20 protein-coding genes are annotated in these 23122 nt (G+C 69.4%); 10 read left to right on the top strand and 10 right to left on the bottom strand.

Annotated features, from left to right (window positions below):
- The first annotated feature begins 39 nt into the window (after positions 1–39).
- Both F0U63_RS38900 and F0U63_RS38895 read left to right on the top strand, forming a co-directional pair.
- On the top strand, positions 40–2511 hold the full coding sequence (locus tag F0U63_RS38900) for a protein kinase (protein ID WP_395838284.1): 2472 nt from the start codon (positions 40–42) through the stop codon (positions 2509–2511).
- Between the two features lie 81 nt (positions 2512–2592).
- Positions 2593–4347, top strand: a complete 1755-nt coding sequence (locus F0U63_RS38895; RefSeq protein ID WP_395848492.1) for an ATP-binding protein — start codon at positions 2593–2595, stop codon at positions 4345–4347.
- A 42-nt stretch (positions 4348–4389) separates the two neighbouring features.
- Here the strand turns inward: F0U63_RS38895 and F0U63_RS38890 are convergent, their stop codons facing one another.
- From F0U63_RS38890 to F0U63_RS38880, 3 genes are all read right to left on the bottom strand, one after another.
- Complete coding sequence (locus F0U63_RS38890) at positions 4390–6312, bottom strand: LysM peptidoglycan-binding domain-containing protein (protein WP_395838282.1); 1923 nt, start codon at positions 6310–6312, stop codon at positions 4390–4392.
- Positions 6313–6468: 156 nt separating this feature from the next.
- Positions 6469–8031, bottom strand: coding sequence for a multiheme c-type cytochrome (locus tag F0U63_RS38885; protein ID WP_395838280.1), 1563 nt, complete (start codon positions 8029–8031; stop codon positions 6469–6471).
- 4 nt (positions 8032–8035) lie between these two features.
- Entirely contained in the window at positions 8036–8419 is a 384-nt protein-coding gene (locus F0U63_RS38880; RefSeq protein WP_002626817.1) for a PleD family two-component system response regulator, read from the bottom strand.
- Positions 8420–8596: 177 nt separating this feature from the next.
- Here F0U63_RS38880 and F0U63_RS38875 point away from each other — a divergent pair, with 177 nt between their 5' ends.
- The 3 genes from F0U63_RS38875 (at position 8597) to F0U63_RS38865 (ending at position 11907) form a co-directional block, all read left to right on the top strand.
- Positions 8597–10246 (top strand): mechanosensitive ion channel family protein, encoded by a 1650-nt coding sequence (locus tag F0U63_RS38875; RefSeq protein WP_395838278.1) that lies wholly within the window; start codon positions 8597–8599, stop codon positions 10244–10246.
- Positions 10247–10338: 92 nt separating this feature from the next.
- Positions 10339–11094: a ZIP family metal transporter gene (locus F0U63_RS38870; RefSeq protein WP_395838276.1), complete on the top strand. Its 756-nt coding sequence runs from the start codon at positions 10339–10341 to the stop codon at positions 11092–11094.
- 3 nt (positions 11095–11097) lie between these two features.
- The gene (locus F0U63_RS38865; RefSeq protein ID WP_395838274.1) at positions 11098–11907 is read left to right on the top strand and encodes a class I SAM-dependent methyltransferase; all 810 of its coding nucleotides are present in this window, start codon (positions 11098–11100) and stop codon (positions 11905–11907) included.
- Position 11908: 1 nt separating this feature from the next.
- Here the strand turns inward: F0U63_RS38865 and F0U63_RS38860 are convergent, their stop codons facing one another.
- From F0U63_RS38860 to F0U63_RS38835, 6 genes are read right to left on the bottom strand one after another with little or no spacing between them, the layout of a single operon-like run.
- Positions 11909–12424 (bottom strand): GDYXXLXY domain-containing protein, encoded by a 516-nt coding sequence (locus tag F0U63_RS38860; protein WP_395838272.1) that lies wholly within the window; start codon positions 12422–12424, stop codon positions 11909–11911.
- Complete coding sequence (locus tag F0U63_RS38855) at positions 12421–13497, bottom strand: DUF4401 domain-containing protein (RefSeq protein WP_395838270.1); 1077 nt, start codon at positions 13495–13497, stop codon at positions 12421–12423. The genes F0U63_RS38860 and F0U63_RS38855 overlap by 4 nt, the downstream gene beginning before the upstream one ends.
- The gene (locus F0U63_RS38850; RefSeq protein ID WP_395838268.1) at positions 13494–14495 is read right to left on the bottom strand and encodes a DUF2157 domain-containing protein; all 1002 of its coding nucleotides are present in this window, start codon (positions 14493–14495) and stop codon (positions 13494–13496) included. Before F0U63_RS38850 ends, F0U63_RS38855 begins: the two co-directional genes overlap by 4 nt.
- Positions 14496–14541: 46 nt before the next feature.
- Entirely contained in the window at positions 14542–15324 is a 783-nt protein-coding gene (locus F0U63_RS38845) for a DNA polymerase beta superfamily protein (protein ID WP_395838266.1), read from the bottom strand.
- Positions 15321–16610, bottom strand: a complete 1290-nt coding sequence (locus F0U63_RS38840) for a DNA polymerase beta superfamily protein (protein ID WP_395838264.1) — start codon at positions 16608–16610, stop codon at positions 15321–15323. The genes F0U63_RS38845 and F0U63_RS38840 overlap by 4 nt, the downstream gene beginning before the upstream one ends.
- Before the next feature lie 57 nt (positions 16611–16667).
- Positions 16668–17096 (bottom strand): hypothetical protein, encoded by a 429-nt coding sequence (locus F0U63_RS38835; RefSeq protein WP_395838262.1) that lies wholly within the window; start codon positions 17094–17096, stop codon positions 16668–16670.
- A gap of 213 nt (positions 17097–17309) precedes the next feature.
- Here F0U63_RS38835 and F0U63_RS38830 point away from each other — a divergent pair, with 213 nt between their 5' ends.
- Positions 17310–18296 carry an aldo/keto reductase gene (locus F0U63_RS38830; RefSeq protein WP_395838261.1) on the top strand — a complete coding sequence of 329 codons (987 nt, stop codon included), beginning with the start codon at positions 17310–17312 and terminating at the stop codon, positions 18294–18296.
- A gap of 1 nt (position 18297) precedes the next feature.
- Here the strand turns inward: F0U63_RS38830 and F0U63_RS38825 are convergent, their stop codons facing one another.
- On the bottom strand, positions 18298–19875 hold the full coding sequence (locus F0U63_RS38825; RefSeq protein ID WP_395838259.1) for a hypothetical protein: 1578 nt from the start codon (positions 19873–19875) through the stop codon (positions 18298–18300).
- Between the two features lie 235 nt (positions 19876–20110).
- Between F0U63_RS38825 and F0U63_RS38820 the strand changes: the two genes are divergently transcribed.
- Genes F0U63_RS38820 through F0U63_RS38805 form a run of 4 tightly spaced genes read left to right on the top strand, consistent with a single transcriptional unit; the run spans position 20111 to position 22977 of the window.
- Entirely contained in the window at positions 20111–20707 is a 597-nt protein-coding gene (locus F0U63_RS38820; RefSeq protein WP_395838257.1) for an RNA polymerase sigma factor, read from the top strand.
- Positions 20694–21068, top strand: a complete 375-nt coding sequence (locus F0U63_RS38815) for a hypothetical protein (protein ID WP_395838255.1) — start codon at positions 20694–20696, stop codon at positions 21066–21068. Before F0U63_RS38820 ends, F0U63_RS38815 begins: the two co-directional genes overlap by 14 nt.
- Positions 21065–21796 carry an ImmA/IrrE family metallo-endopeptidase gene (locus F0U63_RS38810; protein ID WP_395838253.1) on the top strand — a complete coding sequence of 244 codons (732 nt, stop codon included), beginning with the start codon at positions 21065–21067 and terminating at the stop codon, positions 21794–21796. The genes F0U63_RS38815 and F0U63_RS38810 overlap by 4 nt, the downstream gene beginning before the upstream one ends.
- Positions 21797–21798: 2 nt before the next feature.
- On the top strand, positions 21799–22977 hold the full coding sequence (locus F0U63_RS38805; protein WP_395838251.1) for a hypothetical protein: 1179 nt from the start codon (positions 21799–21801) through the stop codon (positions 22975–22977).
- Positions 22978–23122 lie beyond the last annotated feature (145 nt).

Here is a 23122-nt window from a genome sequence, read left to right as displayed (position 1 = left end):
ATAGGCTCCAGTCCCGAACCCCCCGAGCCTCGTGCGCCCGTGACGACCACTCAACCGAAGCGGCAACCCATCCCGTTTGGGAAATACCTCCTCCTTGACCGAATCAACATCGGAGGCATGGCGGAGGTGTGGCGCGGGAAGATGTTCGGCGCGGGCGGCTTCGAGCGCCTCGTCGCCATCAAGCGCATCCTCCCCAACATCGCCGAGGATGACGAGTTCATCTCGATGTTCATCGACGAGGCGAAGATCAGCGTGCAGCTGAATCACGCCAACATCGCGAAGATCGAGGAGCTGGGGCAGATCCAGAACAACTACTTCATCGCGATGGAGTACATCCCCGGCAAGGACATGCGGGCCATCTTCGACCGCGGCCGCAAGAAGAGCGAGCCGGCGCCGGTGCCGCTCGTGGCCTACGTGGTGTCCAAGATGTGCGAGGGCCTGGACTACGCCCATCGCAAGAAGGACGGGATGGGGCGGGACATGAACATCGTCCACCGCGACATCTCGCCGCAGAACATCCTCATCTCCTTCGAGGGGGAGGTGAAGGTCATCGACTTCGGCATCGCCAAGGCGGCGGGCAAGGCGACCAAGACGCAGGCGGGCATCCTCAAGGGCAAGTTCGGCTACATGAGCCCGGAGCAGATCCGCGGCCTGCCGTTGGACCGGCGCTCGGACATCTTCGCCATCGGCGTGTGCCTCTACGAGATGCTCACCGGCGAGCGGCTCTTCGTGGGCGACAGCGACTTCAGCGTGCTGGAGAAGGTGCGCAAGGCCGAGGTCGTGCCGCCGAGCGCCTACAACCGCCGCATCCCCGAGTCGCTGGAGAAGATCGTCCTCAAGGCGCTCGCGCGCGACGTGGACGAGCGCTACCAGTACGCCAACGAGCTGGGAGATGACCTCCAGCGCTTCCTCATCACCTCCGAGTCCATCTTCAGCCGCAAGGACCTCATGCAGTACATGAAGTCCACCTTCGCGGAGGACGTGGAGCGCGAGAAGCAGCGGCTGCAGGAGTACGCGGAGATCGCCGCTCCCGAGAGCATCCTGAGCGCGATCGAGGGAGGGACGCCGTCGGCGCCGCCCGTGCCGTCGCATACCAGCATGCCGGTGGTGCCGCAGGCGGCGCAGCCCTCCGGGGGGCCGCATTCGGGAGCGGTGCGCCGCTCGCCCACGCTGGCCTCCATGCCCAAGCTGACGGCGGCCCCCGTGGCCGCGCCGTTCAAGCCGCGCGAGGAGACCGGGGCGACGCAGGTGATGGGCCCCGAGTCCGATTACGTCGACGACGACGACGAGCCGAACACGCAGCCCGGGCTGGTGGGGCCGGGCCGCACGGTGACGCCCGTCGAGGTGCCGCGTGCCCCCGTCATCACCGAGCAGCCCCTGCAGCGCCCGTCGCTGCCGCGGCTCACGGCGAGCCTGCCTCCTCCCGCGCGGCCGGCTCCGTCGCTCGCGCCCTCCGGCGCGGAGAGCACCACCGTGGCCCGCCAGGCGCGCAACACGATGGAGGGCCTGCCGCGCGTGAGCCGGCCGGATGAGCCGGCCATGCCGCCCCGGGCCTCGCTGGCCGCCATGCCCGCGGTGACGTCCCGGCCGCCGCCGCCGGTGGCGCCGCCGCCCCCGGAGGACCGGACGGATGAGCTGCTGCTGACCGCGCCCCCGGACACCGCGCCCCCGGCTCCCGCGCGCCCGGCCACCGCGCCCAAGCCGCACCCCGTCGCTTCCGTGCGCAACGTGGAGACGGCGGCTCCTCCCGCCACCCGCCCGCCGCTCGTGGCGGCCCTGGCCGGCGTGGGGCTCGTGGTGCTGCTCGTGGTAGGCTACCTGGTGCTGCGGCCGGCCCCCACGGGCTACCTCATGATGGAACTGCCCGCCGGCGTGCAGGCCAAGGCGCGCGTGAGCTTCAACGGCACGGACCTGCCCGTGCCCGAGAAGGGTCCCCTGTTCACGCAGGTGCCCGCGGGTCCCGCGGTGCTCATGGTGAGCGCCGAGGGCTACCGGCCCTTCACGCGCAGCGTGGAGATCGCCAAGGGCACGGATCCCACGTCGGTCCCGGTGGAGCTGGAGCGCGAGGCGCGCACGGCGCAGATGCTCGTCGTCACCCAGCCTCCGGACGCGGAGCTGAAGGTGGATGGCAAGGTGGTGCGCGCCAAGGGCTCCTCTTCCATCTACGTGGGGGAGGCGTCGGCGGACACGGATGTGGTGGTGGAGGCGAGCGCCCCCGGCTTCAAGCCGGCCCGGCAGAACGTCCGCCTGGGCACGGACGGCAAGCCCACCCAGGTCCAGCTGCGGCTGGAGCCGGACACCTTCGAGGTCGACGTGCAGTCCTCCCCGTCCGGTGCCACCATCGTCGCCGCGGGCAAGGAGCTGGGCCAGACGCCCGCGCTGGTGCGTCTGCCGTCCGGTGTGACGCAGGTGAGCCTCAAGCTGCGCTGCTACGACGATGTGGACGTGCGCGTGGCGCCCAAGGCCAACCGGGTGAACGAGCGGCTGAAGAAGCAGCGCGGTTGTAGGTAGTCCTCGCCATCAGAACACAGGCGCCCTTCCTCTCGGGGGGAGGGCGCGAGTGCCCCGACGAGGGGCCGGAGAGGCATGTCCGTGACCAAGGCACGCAAGGGGGACGCGGCGGATCCGCTCGCGGAGCTGCCCGTTTGGGCGCGCAAGCTCGCCCAGAAGTACTACACGAAGACGGTCAACACCTTCCTGCTCTACGGGGCGGTGAGGGATTTGCAGCCCCTCACCCAGGAGGACGGCAGCCGGGGCTTTGGCACCCTGCGCACGTTCCTCGCCGAGGAGCTCTTCGGCGGGCGCGACCACGTCCTCTTCTATGACCGCTCCTCGGGCATCCGCTCCTCCTCGCCGGACACGCAGAAGGAGCTGCAGCGCACCATGGCCAGCTACGACGCGCTCTATGGCACCGACTACGCCAAGAGCCTGCCGAGGGATCCGGCCCGGGCGCTGCAAATCCTCGAGAACTTCCTGCGCATGCGCCTGAGCGAGGGCCGCTCGCTCGCGCTCATCATCGACTTCGCCGAGACGCTGGTGCCCGGCGGGGAGATGAGCCACCTGTCGGCCGAGGATCGCTTCGTGCTGGCCACGCTGGAGAAGTGGGCGCACGATCCGCAGTTCCTCGCGGGGGACGTGTCGGTGGTGCTGCTGGCGGAGAACCTGGCGGACATCTCCCCGCGCCTCTCGCGCAACCCCTACGTGGCGCCCCTGGAGCTGCCCCTGCCCATGGAGGAGGAGCGCCTGGAGTACGTGCGCTACAAGCTCGAGGGCAAGAAGCTCGCGGCGGTGTCGGACGTGCCGCTGGCCGCCCTGGCGAAGATGACGGCGGGCCTGTCGCGCATCAACCTGGACCGGGTGCTCACCGAGGCGCTCGAGCGCGGCATCCGCATCACCACCGAGCAGCTCAAGGAGAAGAAGAAGGAGCTCATCCAGGCCGAGTGCCACGGGCTGCTCGAGTTCATCGAGCCGGTGAACACGCTGGACGCGGTGGCGGGCCACGCCAAGGCCAAGGAGATGCTGCGCGGGGCGGCCAATGCCCTGAAGAAGGGCCGCATGGAGGTGATGCCCATGGGCTACCTCGTGAGCGGCCCGGTGGGCACGGGCAAGACGTTCCTCGTGTCGTGCTTCGCCGGGGAGATTGGCATCCCCGTGGTGAAGTTCCTCAACTTCCGCAGCCAGTGGCAGGGCGTCACCGAGAGCAACCTGGAGAAGATCTTCAACCTGCTCAAGGCGCTCTGGCCGGTGGCGGTGATGGTGGACGAGGCGGACACGTTCCTCGGCAACCGCGACTCGGGCGGAGACTCGGGCACGAGCAGCCGCGTGTTCGGCTCCATCGCCTCGTTCATGGGCAACACGGTGTACCGCGGGAAGATCGTCTGGTTCCTCATGACGGCGCGGCCGGACCTGTTGCCCATCGACTTGAAGCGCCAGGGCCGCGCCGAGGAGCACCTCGCGCTCTTCTATCCGGAGACGGAAGCCGAGCGGGAGGAGCTCTTCAAGGTGATGCAGAAGAAGACGGGCCTGAAGCTCGAGGTGCCCTCCATCTCCGAGCTGATTCCCACGGGCACGCGCCAGCTCAGCGGCGCCGACATGGAGGCGGTGCTCGTGCGCACGCGCTTCCGGGCGCTCGCTCAAGGGCGGGAGCAGGCCACCGTGGAGGACCTGAAGGCCGTCTTCGAGGACTTCGTGCCGCCCAGCTACCCGCTGGAGATCGAGCTGCAGAACCTGGTGGCGGTGCAGGAGTGCACCAGCCGCGAGCTGCTCCCGGAGAGCTTCCGCCGGCTGGATCGCGACCACATCACCCGCCGCGTGCGCGAGCTCAAGAACCTGCTCGAGCAGGGGTGAGTTTCCGGGGCGGGGGACGGCGCCCCCGCCCGCGCCTGGGTGCTACGGCGCGCTCACCGTGAGCTTGAGGCCGGTGGGCAGGCGGCTGGTGTCGGTGATGTGGTTCCAGCGCTTGATGTCCTCGACGGTGATGCCGTAGCGCTGGGCCACGCTCCACACGGACTCGCCGGCGGCGAGCGAGTGCACGGTGCCGGTGCGGCCCGTGGGCGCCTTCTGGGCGGCGACGACGGTGCCCGCGCGCTCCACCACCGGGGCGGGCGTGTTGCTCGGCCAGACGTACAGCACCGAGCCCACCTTCAGGGCGCGCTTGCTCGCGCGCACGGAGAGGTTGTTCCACTTGCGCACGTCGTCCACCGCCACCTGGAAGCGCTGGGCGATGGCCCACAGGCTGTCGCCGGACTGCACGCCATAGGTGATGCGCTTGCGCCCGCCGATCACCTCCGTCTTGATGGGACCGGCGGCCACGGGGCCGCGAGGCGTGCCCGCGGGCACTTCGTCCTCGGGGCGGGGCACCGTCACGCCGCTGCGCCGCGCCTGCGCCACCTTGCGCGCCAGGGCGCTCTCGGTGGTGCTCTCCTTGCTCGGGCGGCCCACGGGCACCGGGATGACCAGCTCCGAGTTCACCCGCAGCGTGCGCAGGCTCTTGAGCTGGTTCATCTGCAGGATGGCCTCGGGCGCCGTGCCGTAGTTGAGGGCGATCTGCGACAGCGTGTCCCCGCGCCTCACCCGGTGCACCCGGAAGGCCAGCCGATCCTTGGCCGCGAGCTGGGCGAAGTTCTCCGTGAAGCGCTGGCGCGTGCCCTGGGGCAGGCGCAGGGTGTAGGGGTTCTTCGCGCTCGCGGGCGGGGTGCACCAGCGCCGCAGCTCGGGGTTGAGCTCCTGCACCTCCAGCACGCTCGCGCCCGCCGCGCGGGCGATCACGTCCAGGTCCACCGCCTCGGTGAGCTTCACCTCGTCGAAGGCCAGCGGCGGCTCGTAGACGAACTCGTCCTCGGCGAAGCCGAAGGCGCTGGGGTGCTTGGCGATGAGCGCCGCGGCGATGAGCTTGGGCACGTAGTGCTTGGTCTCCGTCGCCAGGCCCTTCTCCGCGGAGATGGCCCAGAAGTCCGACGTGCCGTGGCGCTCCATGAGCCGGCGCACCCGGCCGCTGCCCGTGTTGTAGCCCGCCCACGCGAGGTACCAGTGGCCCAGCTCCGCGTGCAAATCCTTGAGGTAGCGCGCCGCGGCGTACGTGGCCTTGATGGGATCCTTGCGCTCATCCACCCAGAAGTCCTGGTGCAGGCCGTACTGGCGGCCCGTGCTGGCGATGAACTGCCAGGGGCCCGCAGCGTGCGCCCACGAGTAGGCGCTGGGCGAGAAGCCGCTCTCGATCATCGCCAGGTACACCGTGTCGCGCGGCAGCCCCAGCGACTCGAGGATGGGCTGCATCGCCGGCAGGTAGCGCGTGGAGCGGCTCACCCACTTGCGGAACCACTTGCGGCCCGGCCCCTGGAAGAACTGGATGTACTGAGCCACCAGCGGCTGCATCTCCACCGGGATGTCGTAGCGCGCCTGCACGAGCGCCACGTCGAAGGTGGACAGGTCGGTGATGCGCGGCAGCTCCGTGCTCGCCTCGTCCTCGCGGAAGGTGGGCTCCTCCAGGGCATCCAGCATGCGCAGGCGCAGCGGGTTGGCCACCCCCAGGCGGCGCAGCGACTGGAGCACCTCGGCGTCGGGCCGGGCCCCGGGATCCAACGTGGCACCTTCCAGGGCCCGCATCTCCTCGAGCTCCAGCGACTCGTCCTCCAGCCCCTCGGTGTCCTCGGCCGCGGAAGGGTCGACGTCCTGGGCGGGGCCCGCGAGCACTGGCTTGTCTTCGGGGTCGGCCGGCCGGGCCTCCACGGCGGGAGGTGTTTGCGGCGGGGAATCACTCGGCGGCTGCGGCGCCGCGGAGAGGACCAGGAGGAGCAGGCTGAAGGACTGCATGGGCACCAGGATGCCGGCTGCCGGGAGGGCCGGATGATGGGGGTCTCGAGAATTCGATGCTTCGCGTGTTACTCCAACAAGCATCCAGACAGGCCATTCTCGCCCTGGATGCCGGGGGCGGGAAGAAACGCACCGCCCGGACGTGTGGGGCGGGCATCATTTCACTGTCTGTGCGGCTCCATGTCCGGGGCCGAGGATGCGGGGCAGGTAGGTGGCGAAGTCGAAGTGGGGCGAGTTCTCGCGGTTGTGACAGGTGACGCACACCGCCTCACCCGGCCGGGCGACGATGTTGCTGGGGGAGGGGTCCTCGGCGTGGCGCGAGCCCGGGCCGTGGCAGCTCTCGCAGCCCACGTTCTCGCGGCCGGCCACCTTGTCCAGGCGGCACACGCCGCCGGGGCGCTCCCAGCCGGTGACGTGACAGCCGGTGCAGTTGAGGTGGTACTGCTTGCCCACGTGCTCCAGCGTCTTCCAGGCCTCGTGGTGCTTGGAGGCGTTCCACACCGGGAAGGACTCCTCGTGGCACTCGGCGCAGGAGGCGTTGCCCACGAAGGCGGCCTCGCCCTTGGAGGGCGCCGGGCAGTCCTGGCCGTGCTCGCGCGCCCACTCCAGGTTCATCTTCCCCACGTCCGCGTCGTAGGCCTTCACCACCGCCTCGGCGGAGGGGTCCGAGGGCAGGGTGGACTCCAGGGGGACGAAGCGCACGGTGAAGGTATCGGTGTCTCCCCCGGTGGCCACGGGCGCGGTGAGCAGGGCCTGGCGGCGCTCCACCAGCTCCGTGAGCTTCTTCTGCTTGAGCGCCTTGAGCTGGGGGTCCACGCCGGGCAGGTTGATCTCCGAGTCCAGCAGCGCCAGGCGCCGCTCGAGGGAGGCCACCTCCTTCTCGGCCTCCTGCGCGGAGCGCTGCGGGGTGAAGCGGCCTGGCGTCGCGCCGTAGGCCAGGTCCACGCGCAGGAGCGAGCGGCCCTTGCTCTGCAGGCCCACCACCGGCACCGCGTCCCGGGTGAGGGTGTTCTGCTCGCCGTCGAACTCGGAGGCGGTGTGGGTGGCCACCACCAGATCCACGCCGGGCTCGGCGGAGGCCACGGCGCTCTGGGCCTCGGGCAGGGTGCCCTGGAAGAGGCCCACCACGAACGCGGCACCCTGGGCACGCGCCTGGGCGTCACCGCGCTTGAGCCCGGCCGCGTCCGAGGCGCTCACCACGCCCACCTTGCGCGCTCCGGCGGCCAGCACCTTCACCCCACCGGTGGGCAGCTCCGGCAGGCCGAGCCCCTGCCGGAAGGCCGCGCCGCGCACGTTGTCCAGCTCGCTCACCGCGCGCACCGCCAGGCCCATGTCCTTGAAGACCTCGGCGAGCGCGCGCGCCTTGCGCTCCTCCTGGGGCACCTGCTCCGGCTTGAGCGTGGGGGAGCCGAAGAGGCTCTCGCCACCGTCCACGTACAGCACCGGCAGGGGGCCCTTGCCGGCCTCGCGCACCTGGAAGGCCGCGCGCGCGATGCCGCCGCGCATGTTCTCGCTGCAGCCACAGGGGCCGAGGTAGCCGCGCAGGTCCGCGGAGATGAAGAGCACGGCGCCGGGGGCGGTGGAGTCCTGGGGGCGCTCGTTGGAGGCCTCCTGGGGGCTTTGCTTCGGGGGGCTCGCGGGGGGCTCGGTGGACTGCGCCTTGCGCCAGCACGCGCCGAGGACCGCCAGCACCAGGAGCGCGGGGACGAGCCGTCTCACCGCGTCACCAGATGATGCTCTGCACCAGCTCGTCGATCTTCTCACCCATCGCCTCCAGGCCGTTGCCCTTGGACAGGCTGCCGTCGGCGCCGACCTGCTCGGCCAGGTTGGCCAGCTCGTCATCCGGCAGGCTGGAGAAGAGGATGATGGGGATGTCCTGCGTCCCGTACTCGTTCTTCAACGTGCGGCAGATGTCGGTGCCCTTGGCCTCGGGCATGTGGATGTCCGTGAGGATGAGGTCCGGCTTCCACGTCTGGAGCGTCTTCTCGAACTCCATCAGCGTGGACGTGGCGATGACTTCATAGCCGCGCGCCTCCAGCACGGCCTTCTCCATGGCGAGTGTGATCTCGCTGTCGTCGATGAGGAGGATCTTTCGCTTCTCTTGCACGGCGGCCTCTTCCTGGGGGGCCCTTGTATCCTACCCCTTGAGGGGGCTCCAAGGTTTTCCCACTGGTAGGGAGAAGCACGAGAAGCGTGGGGGCGCTTCGTCCAGTAGCCCGGACGGCGAGCAGGCCGCCAGCACATTGAGGTTGCCGGGCAACGAGGGGTGTCGCAAACAGTCGCCATGTCTCGCGCCTTGACTGCTGTGAGCCTGTGCTTGTCCGTGCTTCTGTCGTGGAATGCTTGGGCGCTCAACAACACCGGCCTGGGGGATCCTCCCTCCACGGTGAACCGGCAGACGCCCTATGCCGCCGCCAACGGCTTCTCCGACGCGGTCCACCGGGGCGACTACGCCCTGGCCTCGCACTACCTGGACCTCGACTTCATCCCCCCCGCCGAGCAGAAGGAGAAGGGGGCCCGCCTGGCGCGCCAGCTCAAGTTCGTCCTGGACCACAAGCTGGCGCCCACCGCCCTGGCCAGCCTCAGCAAGGAGCCCGAGGGCGACCCGGAGAACGCCCGCTTCGATCAGATCGACGCCATCCCCGTGGGGGACGTTCTCTACCCCATCCGACTCAATCGCCTGCCTGTCCCCGAAGGTGGTCGGGTGTGGGTCTTCAGCGAGGGGACGGTGAAGGCCATCGAGCCGCTCTATGCCAAGTACGGCCCGGTGTTGCTGGGCGAGGAGTTGCCGGCGGGGCTGTTCGCGCGCTCGGTGCTGGGGTTGGAGCCGTGGCAGTGGCTGGGGGTGCTGGTGACGCTGGTGGGGGCGGCGCTGCTCGCGGTGGTGATCGAGCGCGTGACGCTCAAGGTGATGGGGCGGCTGGCGCAGTGGACGCGCATCACCTGGGATGACGCGCTGGTGCCGGCGGGCCGGGGCCCGTTGAAGCTCTTGTGCTTCACGGTGCTCGGGGCGGTGGGCATGCAGGCGCTGCTGTTGCCGCCCACGGCGCGCAGCATCACCGGCCACCTGTTCATCTCCCTGCTCATCATCGCGGTGGCGTGGTACCTGCTGCGCTTCCTCCGGGTGACGGCGGAGTACGTCCAGGAGACGGTGACCCACAGCGGCAAGGACGCCGGGCGGGCGCGGGGGCTGCGCACCCAGCTCGCGGTGCTGCGCTCCGTGTTCGAGGCGGCCACCTACGTCATCGCCGCCGCGCTGCTGCTCATGCAGTTCGAGCTGGTGCGCAACGTGGGCGTGTCGCTGCTCGCCTCGGCGGGAATCGCCGGTATCGTCATCGGTCTGGCGGCGCAGAAGTCCATCTCCTCGCTGCTCGCCGGCATCCAGATGTCCATCACCCAGCCCATCCGCATTGGCGACCAGGTGGTGGTGGAGAACGAGTTCGGCACGGTGGAGGAAATCACCCTCACCTACGTGGTGGTGAAGGTGTGGGACGAGCGGCGGATGGTGATTCCCATCTCCCAGTTCCTCGACAAGCCCTTCCAGAACTGGAGCAAGGGGGGCTCGAGCATGCTGGGCGTGGTGCGGCTGATGGTGGACTTCACCACGGACATGGACGCGCTGCGCGCCGAGCTCCAGCGCATCCTGGGCAACGAGGCCAAGGAGCTGTGGGATGGCAGGGTGTCCACCCTGGTGGTGGAGGATGTGTTGGACCGCACGATGCAGGTGCGCGTGCTGGTGAGCGCCAACCCGAGCGTCCTCTTCGATGTGCGTGCCCTGGTGCGCGAGAAGCTGATGTTGTTCCTGCGCGGGCGGCCCGAGTGGCTGCCCATCTCCCGCACCGAGGCGCGCACGCTGGCCGCCGCGCCCGCGCCCGCGCCGAAGCCGCCCGAGGAGCCGGCACGGCCCGCCCTGCCCGAGCCTTCTCGTTCCTGAACTCGCGGTGAGGGGGCGGCGCGAGGGGGCCAGGCCATCCGCGGGCACATGACTTCCGGTGGCGCCGATCTGTGCTAGGTGTCGGCTCCCCCATGCCTCTCGCGGTATCTCTCACGCTCTATTCGCTGATCATCCTGCTGGGCGCCCTCGTGGGGGCGCTGGCGGTGGTGCTCACCCGGACGCCCCGGCGGCTGGTGACGTTCCTGGCGTTCGCCGCGGGGGTGATGTTCGGAGCGGCGTTCTTCCACATGCTCCCCGAGGCCTATGTCGGCGGAGGCTTCTGGGCGTTCGCGCTGGTGCCCGCGGGCTTCGTCTTCCTGATGGTGCTGGAGCGCTACGTGCTGACGCACGCGTGCGAGGAGCCGGCCGATTGCAAGGAGCACGTGCACGGGCACACGCTGGGCCTGACGGCCTTCCTCGGCCTGTCGACACACACGCTCTTCGATGGGATCGCCCTGGGCTCGGCGGTGAAGGAGGGGGTGGGGTTGATGGCGCTGATGGCCATCACCTCGCACAAGGTGCCCTCGTCCCTGTCGCTCGCCTCCATCCTCAAGGCCGAGGGCAAGAGCACCTCGCGCATCCTCACCTTCGCGATGCTCTACGGGCTGATGGTGCCGGTGGGCGCGGTGCTCTACTTCGCCTTCGACGCGGTGCTGCGCTTCGAGTCGCTCGCCCCCCGGGCGCTGGCCTTCTCGGCGGGCACCTTCCTCTACGTGGCGGTGACGGATCTGCTCCCGCACGTGAACCGGCACGGCAAGGACAACAAGGCGCGCAACCTGGTGGCCCTGATGCTGGGCCTGGTGTTGATGCTCGCGCTGGCGCGGGTGGCGGAGTTCCCGGGGCATTGAGCCATGCAACGACTGTCCGACTGGTATGACCATCCCGAGTACTACGAGGCCATCTTCGGCACGGACACCGCGCGCGAGGTGGACTTCCTCGCCGAGGTGAGCCGCCGCTACGGCACGGGCGGCAAGCGCTGGCTGGAGCCCGCGTGCGGCGCGGGCCGCCTGGTGGCCGAGGCCGCGAGCCGGAGCTTCCAGGTGGTGGGCTACGACATCTCCGAGAAGATGCTGGCCCATGCCCGTGCCCGCCTGTCCCCGGCTCAGCGCCGGCGCGTGCGGCTGCACTTGTCGCGCATGGAGGAGTTCTTCCAGCCGGAGCTGGAGGGGCAGATGGACCTGGCCTTCAACCTCGTGTCCACCTTCCGCTACCTCGACAGCGAGAAGGCGGCGCTCGCGCACCTGAAGGGCACGCGGCGGCTGCTCAAGCCCGGAGGCCTCTACGTGCTGGGCTTCCACCTCACCGACTACGAGCGCGACAAGGCCGAGCGCGAGCGCTGGGTGGAGCGGCTCGGCGAGGACACGGTGGTGTGCAACACCCACGAGGGGTTGCCGGACCGGAAGCTGCGGCGCTCGGCCATGCGCAACCGGCTGCGCATCACCGGGCCCGGCAAGGATCTGCTCATCGAGACGCACTGGCACTTCCGCACGTATGACCTCGCGCAGGCGCGGCGGCTGTTCCGGGCAGCCGGGCTCCAGGTGCGGGCGGTGTTCGACTTCGACTACCAGGTGGACGCGCCGCGCGCCCCGAGGGAGATCCGGCTCGACAGCATCTTCGTCCTGGCTCCGGGCGAGGCGGCGCAGCCGGCTCCGCGCAAGTGAGTCACGGGGCGTCCGGGCCCGTGGACAAGGGACCGCCTCCCAGGGGGTTGAGGTCGGCGTCCCTCAGGCCCACGAGGACGCTGGAGCCGTCCTCGGCCACCCGCAGCTCGCCGTACTTCGCCTGGGCGTAGCGCTCGGCATGCCCCTCCTGGAAGAAGAAGGACTCCGCGCCCAGACGGACGCGGCCCCTGCGCACCTTGAAGCGCAGCCACATCTCCCCGGGCCCGGGGGGTTGTGACTCCTCGCGCCCGACGAGGTGGCCCACGCCCCGCTCGTCCCTGCGGAGCACCAACCGCCCGTCCTCCACCGGCCTGTCCTCGGAGAGGCGGGCCTCGCGGCTGACGGCGTAGTCGAGCACCATGTAATCGCCCTGCATGAGCGAGCGGGGATCCACCGGAGCGAGCTCCAGGAACAGGGGCGTGCCCCGCGCGAGCAGCTGCTCCTTGCCGGTGACGAGCACCACCAGGGCGACGACCACCAGGGTGAGTCCACCGAAGATGACGTGGGTGCGCTTCATGGGGCCTCCCCGGCCACGGGAAAGCGGCGGGCGATGAACAGCCGCAGGCCGAGCATGAGCAGCCCACTGCCCAGCAACGCGAGCGACTTGGCGAGCAGCGACATGTGCAGGTCGTAGTAGTAGCTCACGCCGAACACGAGGATGAAGAGCACGGCGAGGCCGAGCAGCACGGCGTTGCGCCGGTGGAAGCCCAGCATCAGCACGCCCACCGCGGCGATGACGCCGGGGGTGTTCAAGGTGAGCAGCGCCGTGAGGGCCAGCGCGGCGAAGACCGTCACGCCCGCGGCGCCTCCTGGTCCGGCCTGGGTCTCCTCCATCACGCGCCAGGCCGAGTACAGCGTCACCGCGGCGAGTCCCAGTGTCAGCACGCTCGCGGGCAACTCCAAGCCATCGCGATCGAGCATGTCCCGGTAGAAGCCCTGGAACCAGGTGCGCATGAGCAGCACGAAGAAGAGGGTGGTGACGAGTCCGAAGACCGTGGGTGTCACCAGCGGAGCGACCCTGGCTCGGCCCTGGAGCCTGCCCTGCTGGAGCAGGAGCACGTGGGTGAGCGCGGTGAGCCCCACCAGGGCCACGTCCGCCACCACCGGGGGGGCCTGCTCTCGCAGCAGGTACAGCAGGGAGAGGCCGGCGAACAGCGCGGACAGGAATCGCTGGAGGGTGTCCGGATAGACGACGAGGAGCACGAGCTGGAGGAGGAGCGCGGCGAGGGCGATGGCCTCCCCATCTCTCCAGATGTTTCCCACGCCCACGAGGAAGAATCCCTGGCCGGCCAGCCCGGCGGACAGGGCGAGCTGGGTGATGAAGACATGGGAGTTCACGTGGCGCAGCAACACCGCTCCCGCGGTGATGACGAGCCCCATGACGATGGCGCCTGCCTTGCTGTCGTCCAGGAGGAACATCGAGAGGAAGATCACCAGGAACAGGGATGCCACCCACGCGCCCAGTCCGGCCAGGACGTTGACGAACCAGGGCGTGTCGCGCTGGGTCTCGGGGAGCACCAGGAGCATGTCTCGGGCTGGCTGCTGGACCTCGGGAGGCAGGACCGCTCGAAGCGAGGGTTTGAAGGTCATGGCGATGTCTCCTCCCCCTCACGTGCCTCGGCACGCAGCCACCAGACCGCGAGCCCCACCTGGACGATGACGAGCAGGCCGAGCCCGAAGAAGGCGATCATGGAGTCGAGGAAGTCCGCATCGAACAGCAGGTTTCCCCCGAAGGTGGTGATCAGGATCACCACGCTCAGGACGCACAGGGTGAGCAGGAAGAGCTCCGGACGGATCCGGCGGTGGAAGAGGTACACCGCGCCCATGATTCCAACGAGCGAGCCGAGTGCCAGGAGTTCCTCGGGGTCCGCTCTCTCGGGTGAGGCCGCCAGCATCACCGACGGGCCGAGCAGGGGCAGCATCGTCATCATCGCGAGGACTCGCGGCAACCAGCGTCCCTGGAGCCAGGCGACGCCTCGTCTCGCGAGCACCTCGTGCGCGACCCAGGCCACGCCATTGATTCCCGCGAGCGTGAGCAGGAGCCATGTGCCATTCCAGTCGACGGCCTGGTCCCAGTAGAGGGTGAGCGCCGTATCCACGAGCAGCAGCAGCCACAGCCACAAGGGGCTGAAGCGCGCGAGCACCACCCAGGGCAGGATGAGCACTCCCCACCCGAGGAACAGGCCATAGGGGTCCGCGCCCGTCTGGTACGCCTGTCCATAGATGGCGAGCAGGGGGCCCACGAGCACCGCGGCGAAGAGCAGGGCGAACTGTCCCGCGAGTCCCTCGCCCAGCCGCCACGCGGCGATGCACGCCGCGGTGATGGCGGCCAGCACCAGCCCCAGCTTCCCGAAGCGGTGCAGGGCCTGCCAGTTGAAGGCGAAGAAGTAGATGACGCCGGAGAGCACCAGCAGCGAGCCGAAGCCGAGCAGCACGGTGGACAGGAATCGCCGCCAGGCGGCCGGGCCGGGCGTGGCCACGGCGCGCAGCGAGGCCTGCTCCAGGGCCGCGGGAGACAGCACGCCGGCCTCCGCGAGGGCGTGGAGGCGCTCGGGGGTGGCGGCGAGGTCGAGGGGATCGAGGGGCACGGCGCGCGAGCCTAGCGCCGTGCCTCACTTCACTGCCACTGGCCCCTCACCACCGCGAGCGTCGCAGCTCGAGCAACCACGCCTCCAGCGCGCCGCTCTCCCGGGGCTCTTCGGGAAGAACGGAGCGCTCCCGTGCCGCGTCGAGTTGCTCGAGGGCCCGGCCGACCTTGTCGCGCCAGCTCATGGAGAGGGCCTCGGACAGCTCGCTGCGCTCGCCGCGCCGTTTCCAGCGGACGAGCTCTCCCGCTTCGGCGAAGCCATGGCGGTCCATCAGCACGGTGAGGTCCGCCTCCACCTCGCCAGTGAGCAGCGCATGGGTGCCGGTGAGCGCCGTGCGCAGCACATAGAGGAGCTTCTTGGTGGAGAGAAAGCCCGTCTTCTCCCACTCGCGCAGCTGGCTCTGGGCGAAGCCGCGGTAGTGCCGGTGGAGGCGCCGCGACAGGACGCCCCGCACCAGGGGACGCAGGGCCTCCAACTCGCTGGAGCCCCGGAGGGGGTGGGCGCCGAGCAGCCGCTCCAGGTAGTTGCCATTGCCCTGGAGCACGCCGGTGAGCACGGCGCCCAGCTCGTTGGAGGAGTAATCCACCTCGACGCCCTCCACGATCTCCAGGCGCTCGGTGGGCGAGGAGGGGCGCGGCTCCAGACGGAGCAGGTGCGAGGTGGGCGTGACGTGGACGCACTTGAGGTCCAGGTCGCTGTCGGGCGAGGGGAAGCCATACGCATGGGCCCCCGTGAGGCTCACGACGAGGTGCCACCGGTGCGCGGCTTCCTCGTCGAGCACGCGCGAGGCCACGCGCAGCTGGTGTTCCGTCAGCAAGTCCTGCGTCATGACGCGTCCTCCTTGTCCTCGACGGCCGGAGGTGCCGGGGCATCACGGCCGAGCGGCCCGGGCTCCTTCAGCACCCAGCGTCGCGCCAACTCCTCCCCCACGCGTCGCAGCAGCCGGTCCGCGCGCGCGTAGTCGGGAAACGCGGGCAGGGTGCTGGTGCGGTGGGCTTCTTCCAACTCCGGCGCGAGCGCCTCGGCGTCTCGCAGTACGTCTTCCAGGGCCACCTGTCCCGACTTGATCTCCAAGAGGCGCGCCTTCATGGCGCCAGACACCTCGAACGTGGGCACGCCGTCCTTGAGCCACCCGGTGGCGAGCACCACCAGCCGCAGCAGGTTGTAGGCGTTCTTCGGCCGCAGCTCGCGAGCGCTGGGGGGCCGCTGTCCGCCTCCGCGCGCATAGCGGGTGAGGGCGGCGAAGTCGTTGGACTCGATGAGACCCTGATCCCACAGCGAGCGGTAGAGCTGCTTGAGGTACGTCTTGGCCGCGAGCAGCGCGTCCTCGGGCGAGGGGGCGGTGCGCGGGGAGATGGCGGCGAGCCGCCGGGACACCTCGTCGAGCGGGGGCGCGGGCTCCTCGCACAACCACGCGAGGACGAGATCCCGGTGCTCGGCGAGCCGCTGGCTGCGGGTGAGCTTGTCGAGCTGGCTCATGGCATACCGGCCGAAGCTGCCGAAGATCGCCTTGGACACGAAGGCCTCGCGTTCGGCGAGCAGCCACTCGCCCAGCACGTCCGTGGCACGGGCGCTGGGGACGAAGAGCGTCTCCAGGGTGTTGGGATCGGCCCGGAGCGCCTGCTCCACCGCCTTGGAGACTTCCCAGAAGGTATGGCTGCCATCCGCGCTGACCAGATCCTTCGCCTTGTCGGCGAGGCCGAAGTGCCAGGGCAGGGGGAGGGCGAAGACGCCGCGCAGGTCGACGTCGGAGGCTTCGTTGGCGAGGCCCCAGGCCAGGGAGCCCACGACGGTCTCCAGCACCACGCAGGGGCGCAGGGCGTCCCAGGTGGCGGCGCGGCGCAGGGCGAACTGGAGCTGGCCCGGCTTGCGCGGCACCAGCTCGTCCCGGGCGTACCAGAGCTCGCCCACGCCGACGATCTGCACGTCGAAGCCACCGTCCCGGGCGCGGGCCACGCGGCCCACCACGCCCTGGGGGATGCGGCGCTCTCCGGCCAGCCGCTCCACGCGGGTGGTGACCTCGGTACCGTGGGGGAGGGGAACGGAGAGCCGGTCCACCTGCTCATAGCCCCGGGGACGGGCCGGGGCGTCGGACTGGTTCGGGTCGCGGGTCATGGGGGTGCCTCCGAAGGTGGAGGGGAACGGACGCCGCTGGCGTGGACTCCTGACGGCTCAGAACGTCACGAGCGACAGGACCGGGCTTCGGCGCTCGATCGCCTGCCGCGCGAAGCCCGCGAGCTTCGCCAGGAGGGCATGGAGCTTCTCGGGCTCCTGGTGGTCGCGGTCCATCTTCTCGGCCCAGACGTCGGCGAGCGCGGGCTCGCTTCCGGTGGCGATCCGGGCCAACGCCTGGATGAAGGAGTCCACCACGCGGGCGACGATCAACCCCCCTTCATCGAAGACGAGGGGCTCTTCCATGGTGGACTGGCCCGAGACGCTCTCCGCTCCCCGGAGGGCGGCGGAGAGCGCCATCAACTCCATCTCGATGAGAGGGAATTCGATGAAGGTCCACTCCTCGGGAGCGTGCTCTTCGGTGGTGACGATCGACGCGATCGCTTCCGCCTCGTCTTCTTTCGCGATGAACCAGGTGGTGATCTGCATGGGCGTGCTCCGGCGCTCGTCGTGCGACGGGAGCTATACCGGCTTTACGACCTGGATGGGCGGGTTGTTTGGCGTTTGGAGGCCATGCCGTCCGGTTGCATCCTGGTGAACGGCCTCCACGGATGTGACTGGTCCTCTCGGCGTCCTCCGTTCTAGACCCGCGCCCCCCACCCCCGAGGTGGGCTCGAAGACCGTCGACACGGGAGGGTGAGGATGCACTACCGCCGTTTTGGCCGTACTGGCTGGCAGGTTTCACAGGTCGCGCTGGGGGCCTGGCAGCTCGGCGCGGATTGGGGCTCGGTCTCCGAGGACGAGGCGGTGGCCACGGTCCGCGCGGCGTTGGATCGGGGCATCAACTTCATCGACACGGCGGACGTCTATGGCGATGGCCGCAGCGAGCAACTGGTGGCGCGAGCGGTGAAGGCTCATGGCCGCGAGCGCGTCTACATCGCCACCAAGGCCGGACGCCGGCTCAACCCCCACGTCGCCGAGGGCTATGACGCTGCCCACCTGACGGGCTTCGTCGAGCGCTCGTTGCGCAACCTCGGCACGGACCGGATCGATCTGCTGCAACTGCATTGCCCTCCGAGCGCCGTCTACTCCCAGGACGCGACGTTCGCCGCGCTCGAGGAACTGGTGCGTCAGGGCAAGCTGCGCCACTGGGGCGTGAGCGTCGAGACGGTGGAGGAGGCCCGGCGGGCGTTGGCGCATGCCCACCTGGCCAGCATTCAAATCATCTTCAACATCTTCCGGCAGAAGCCGGCCGAGACGTTGTTCGCCGAGACGCTGGCGCGCGATGTGGCGGTGATTGCCCGGGTGCCGCTCGCCAGCGGCCTGCTGACGGGGAAGCTGCGCCGGGACACCCGCTTCGCCGCCGACGACCACCGCCAGTACAACCGCCAGGGCGAGGCCTTCGACGTGGGCGAGACCTTCTCCGGCGTGCCCTACGAGACGGGCCTGGAGGCGGTCGAGGAGCTGCGTCCGCTCGTGCCCGAGGGGGCGAGCATGGCGCAATTCGCCTTGCGGTGGATCCTGATGCAGGAGGCGGTGAGCTGCGTCATTCCCGGTGCGAGGAACCCGGCCCAGGCCGAGGCCAACGCCGCCGCGGCGGATTTGCCTCCCCTGTCCGAGCAGACCCTGGCGGCGGTCCGCTCGGTCTACGACCGGCGCATCCGGCCGCTGGTGCATGCGCGCTGGTGAGTCAGGAGGCTGGCCGCGCGCGGGCGGGTGACGCTCGCCCACTGGCTGCCCGGCGCGGAGGAAGGGTGAGCCGCGCCAGGAGCAGTGCCACGAGCGCGTTGCCCGCATACCAATACAGCGTGTAGGCCGGCGGAATCAGTGGCACGGCCGGGTGGGCGAAGGCCTGCACCGCGAGCCAGGCGCTGAAGCCCACCCCCAGTCCCGCCGCGAACCGCCGCAGCCACTTCACCGGGGCGGAGAGCAGGGCGAAGATCAGGGGGACCGCGGCGCTCAGCGCCAGGGTCTGGGTGATGGGAAAGGAGAGGAAGCGGTGCCACTCGGGCATGGGCAGGGCGAGCACGTCGAACGCGCCGCCCGCGTGGCCCGTCCACCGGAACACGAACACGCCCATCGTCGTGACGAGGAAGGGCAGCAGGAAGAGCGGGTGGAACAGGACGTTGAACATGCCCGGGCGCGTCTTGGCGCTCATCGTCACCAGCGCGACCACCAGCAGGATCAACCCGAGCACGGGAGGCTTCCAGTCTGGTGTGACGGGCGCCGCGGCGGTGGCCACGGGCGCGGGGGTGGACGCGGGCGGTGAGGGGGCGGCGGAGGACTGTCCGGAGGGGGTGGGGTCCTCGTTCTTGAAGGGCTGGCCCAGGCTCTGGAGCGCCGAGGGGAGCTGGGCGCGGGCGAGGCTCGCGGAGGCTTCATCCGCCAGGGTGGCGGGGAGGCGGAGGGTGCCGCGTACGCGTCCCTGGTCATCGCTCTCCAGGGTGGCCGCATCGAGGGCGTCGCGCAGGGGGCGCGTCTCGGGGCTCGAGTCCAGGACGGCTCCCAGCAGGAGGGTCTTGCGCATCACCTCCAGGGAGGCCCGCAGCACCTCTGCCTTGAGCTTGCTGCCAGCGTCGGCGGTACCGCGCAGCTCGATTCCCTCCGGAGTGGGGTCGATCGTGGCGAGGAGGGAGTGCACCTGCGGGCCCACGGCGCCCGTCAGGGCCAACGCCGGTGAGCCGGACACCATGCCGCCCACCAGGGCGTGCTTCCAGCCCATCTCATCCAGGGCCCTCACGAGGGGACTGTCGTTTCCGAGTCCCTGGTCCCGCCGCTTGCGGGAGAGGGCTCGCTCCAGCTCGCCCTGGGGGCCGATCAGCAGGTAGCGCCCATCGAGGGCCAGGTCCGCCGCCTGCGGCTTCGTCGCCGCGGGCACTCCTCCCAGCTCGGTGAGCGTGTAGCCCTCGGACTGGAGGTAGCCCGACAGCCGGCTCCAGTCGAAATATCCCCGGACGACGCCGAGCCCCAGGGTCGAGGCGAGCGCGTCCACGTCCCGGCGCGTGTCGATCCCGGTCTTCGTCTGGAAGTCCTTCACCTCCCGCTCGAACTTCTCCCGGGACTCGCCCGAGAGGCGGAAGTCCAGCTCGGTGGCCTGCACGAGCATCAGCTCGCGGGTGTCCGGCCCGAAGTAGGCCAGCAGCGCCGGATCCTTGGGGATGAGCCGTGTCCGGGGCCACCATGCCCCCAGGCGATCCAGGTAGCCGAAGTGGTACGCGGCTCCGGCTCCGGCGGCCAGCAGCACGACGAACACCAGCAGCTTCTTCATGGTCAACGGCTCCTTGGGCGGTGACGCGAGGCCCCTCCCAGAGCCTACGCACGAAGGGCGGGGTGATTGCCACGGCGGACTACCTCCAAAGGAGTATGGACTTCCCCTCCGGGCATCGATCAACCTCTCACGTCAGGTCGGGTGACGTGCCCGTCGAACTCCCTGGTGTGGTTCCGAAGGGATGGACACACACACGGAGAGCGCGGGTCCTGACGCGGCCCGCCGAGGAGAGGGGATGAGTCGAGTTCCTCCGATAGATGAGCGGGAGCTGCACGCTCGGGCGCTTCAAAAGGATCCCTTGATCCTGGTCGATCTCTTGAAGGCGGTCGCCAAGCAGATCGAGGGGTTCGTGCGGCATGACCTGAAGTGTGACGAGGAAACAGCCTACGACGCCGTCATCGACGTGCTCTACGCCTATGTGGAGGCTCCCAGCCAGTATGACCCCAACAAGGGTCGTTTGGTGACCTACCTCACCAAGGCGGCGAAGCATCGGGTGCGGGATTTGCTCAAGTCAGGGGACTCGCGGACCCGGCGCGAGGGAAATTATGCGAGCTCTGTCGAACTTTGGCAGACGCCTTCGAAGGATATTTTAGAGAATTTCGTGGAGGCATCCCGTGCGGTGGAGCGGCTGAAGAAGCGCCTGAGTGAAAGGGACCTGGCTGTCCTCCGCTTGATCCTGAGTGGGGAGAGCTCCACCGAGGTCCTGGCACGGGCGCTGGGGCTGGACCCCTCCTCGCCGGAGGAGATGCGGCGGGAAGTGAAGCGGCATCGGGATCGGCTCATGAAGGTACTGGAACGTTTAGGAAAGGAGGACTCCGATGACCCAGCCTGAGTGGCTGAAGCCCGCGGTCCGCAAGAGCCAGGAGCACGTGTGGACGCTCGGCTACATCTTCGAGATGGCGCATCGGCTCGAGGGCAAGTCGCCCGAGGAGCTCGCGGCGGAGTTGGGCTGCTCGCTCGAGACGCTCGACTGGCTGGCGCTCTGCCGCCGGCCGGAAGAGGACCGGTTCGCCGAGCATCTGTGCCTCATCACGGACCGCTTCAATCTGGCGCCGCTTCCCCTGGTGCGGCTCATCCGTCGCGTGGAGTCCCTGGATGCGTTCTCGAAACACAAGGATCAGGTGTCCTCGAACGGGTCCACGTTGCTCGCGGCGCGGGACCGTTCCGACGATGACGGCGAGGTGGATGAATGAGGAGCGGATGGCTGGATGAGGCGGTGAAGGCCAGCAAGCTCCCCCCCGCCACGGTGTTCCCTCGTGAGTTGGCGGACGAGGTGGAAATCTACCTTCCTGTCTCCCTCGTGCCGCTTCCGGGGCTCACCTGCCACCAGGTTCGCGATTGGCTGGTCCAGAGGAACAACTTGCGGATCGAAGTCCCGGACCAGGACCGTCAAATCCACGGGTGCATGGTGGCGAAGAGGGGGCGGGGGTTCATCTTCTGCGAGGCGCGGGACACCGCGGAGGTGCGGCGCTTCACCCTGGCGCACGAGGTGGCCCATTTCGTCCTCGATCATCTCCTGCCGCGAATGAATGCCCTGGCGGCTCTCGGAGAGTCGATCCTTCCGGTGCTGGATGGAGAGCGCGAGCCCAATCCCCGGGAGGGTCTGTCCGCCATGCTCAAGCGGATTCCCCTGGGTGTTCAGGTCCGGCTCATGGACCGGGATCCCTCGGGCGCCATCTGCTCGGGGAAGGTGGACGCGGTGGAGCATCGCGCGGACCGCCTGGCCTTCGAGTTGTTGGCACCGGCCGACCAGGCCCTGCCGATGCTCGCGGGTGTGCCCCGGACGCGGGCCGCGGAGGAACTGGCTTCTCGTTTCGGCCTTCGCCGGATGGAAGCCGCGGCCTACGCCCGCATCCTGCTCGGGCCGCGACACCAGCCCTTTTCCATCCAGAAGTACTTCCCCGAGGGGGAGGAGGAATAAGCATGTCGGAGGGGATTCCCCCGGATGGGGATGATGGTTTCATCGGGGACGATGACTACCGTTCGGCGTTCGGCGAGGAGCTCGCCGCCACCTTGGACCTCAAGACCTGGGAGCTGGGGCTTGATCCCAAGCACATCCTGAAGCGCTTCAAGGAGCAGGTCGACACGGCGGTGCATCAGGAAGACGTCGTCCGGGAGGCCATCCGGAACGAGTTCTTTCCCCGCCTCAAGAAGCTGCGGGACGCTCCCCAGAGCGCGGGCGTCTACAAGGCGAGCCCCGAGCGCCTGTCCATCATTCACGAGAGCCTGCTCTTCCCGGGGCGTGTCGAGGCCGTGAACAGCGTGGCCGTCTCCCACGACAGCCTGCCCATCGCCATCACGCAGATTGGTGTCGCCATCGTCAGCTATGGGGGCAACACGGGGGTTTTCTCCCAGCGCCTCTTTCGCAAGGAGATGTCGACCCAGACGGATGGTCGCAAGCTGCTGCGAGAGATCTTCGAGCAGCGCCAGGCCCGGGGCGTCGAGGAGGAGGATCCCCTGTCCAAGCTGGCACGCCGGAACATCCGGGCCCACGCGGAGCTGGCGCTCCTGCTGGACAGGTCGAATGCCGACTGGCGCATGGGCTACGGAAACCCCTGCTCGCGTGAGCTGCTGTCGGGCTCCGGGTACTCGAGCCTGCTGACCGCGTCGCTCGAGCTGCTCGCGCGCCTCATCCGGGGTCACCGCAAGTTCGTCTTCATTCCCAACTCGTTGGAGGACCGGGGCTTCCTGACCTTTGGCAACGCGTTGTTCGGGGGCGAGTACGCCATCATCGACACGCTCCAGGCGGACAGCGAGTACATCGTCGACCGGTGGAACTACGACAGGAAGGACCGGGAGCTGGCGTTCAAGTTCGTGAGGGAGTTCTGCCCGCACGTCGTGCGAGGCATCTTCCGCGCGTCGGACCAGTCGCCTCCGTACCTCTTCTACGCGCACCGGGAGCACGCCCATATCGCGGCCCACGTGGCGATGGCCGACAGCATCATCCGCTCCGAGCGGGGCTTCCCCATGCTCCTGGATGTCGCGGATGTGGCCTGCCGGGGAGCCTTCGGAGCGGAAGGCTTCATGGGCATGGTGAATGACGCCTACGCCCAGGCGGGCGCGAAGTTCCACTACGTCACCGAGCGCAAGCGGCGCCCCTAGGAGACATGACCCATGGCCGATGATGGCAAGACCCCTCCTGTCCCACCGGGCCCGGCATCCCCGCCGCTCGGGACCGACCGCCGGCCCGCCCCCGTGGCGGCCCGAGGTCCTTCCGCACCAGGGGGCATGGCGCCTCCTTCCGGAG

Origin of the sequence: Cystobacter fuscus (assembly GCF_044360685.1) — a bacterium.
Lineage (GTDB): Bacteria > Myxococcota > Myxococcia > Myxococcales > Myxococcaceae > Cystobacter > Cystobacter fuscus_C.
Note: the sequence above shows the minus strand (reverse complement) of the source record. Positions and strands in the feature narration are given on the sequence as shown.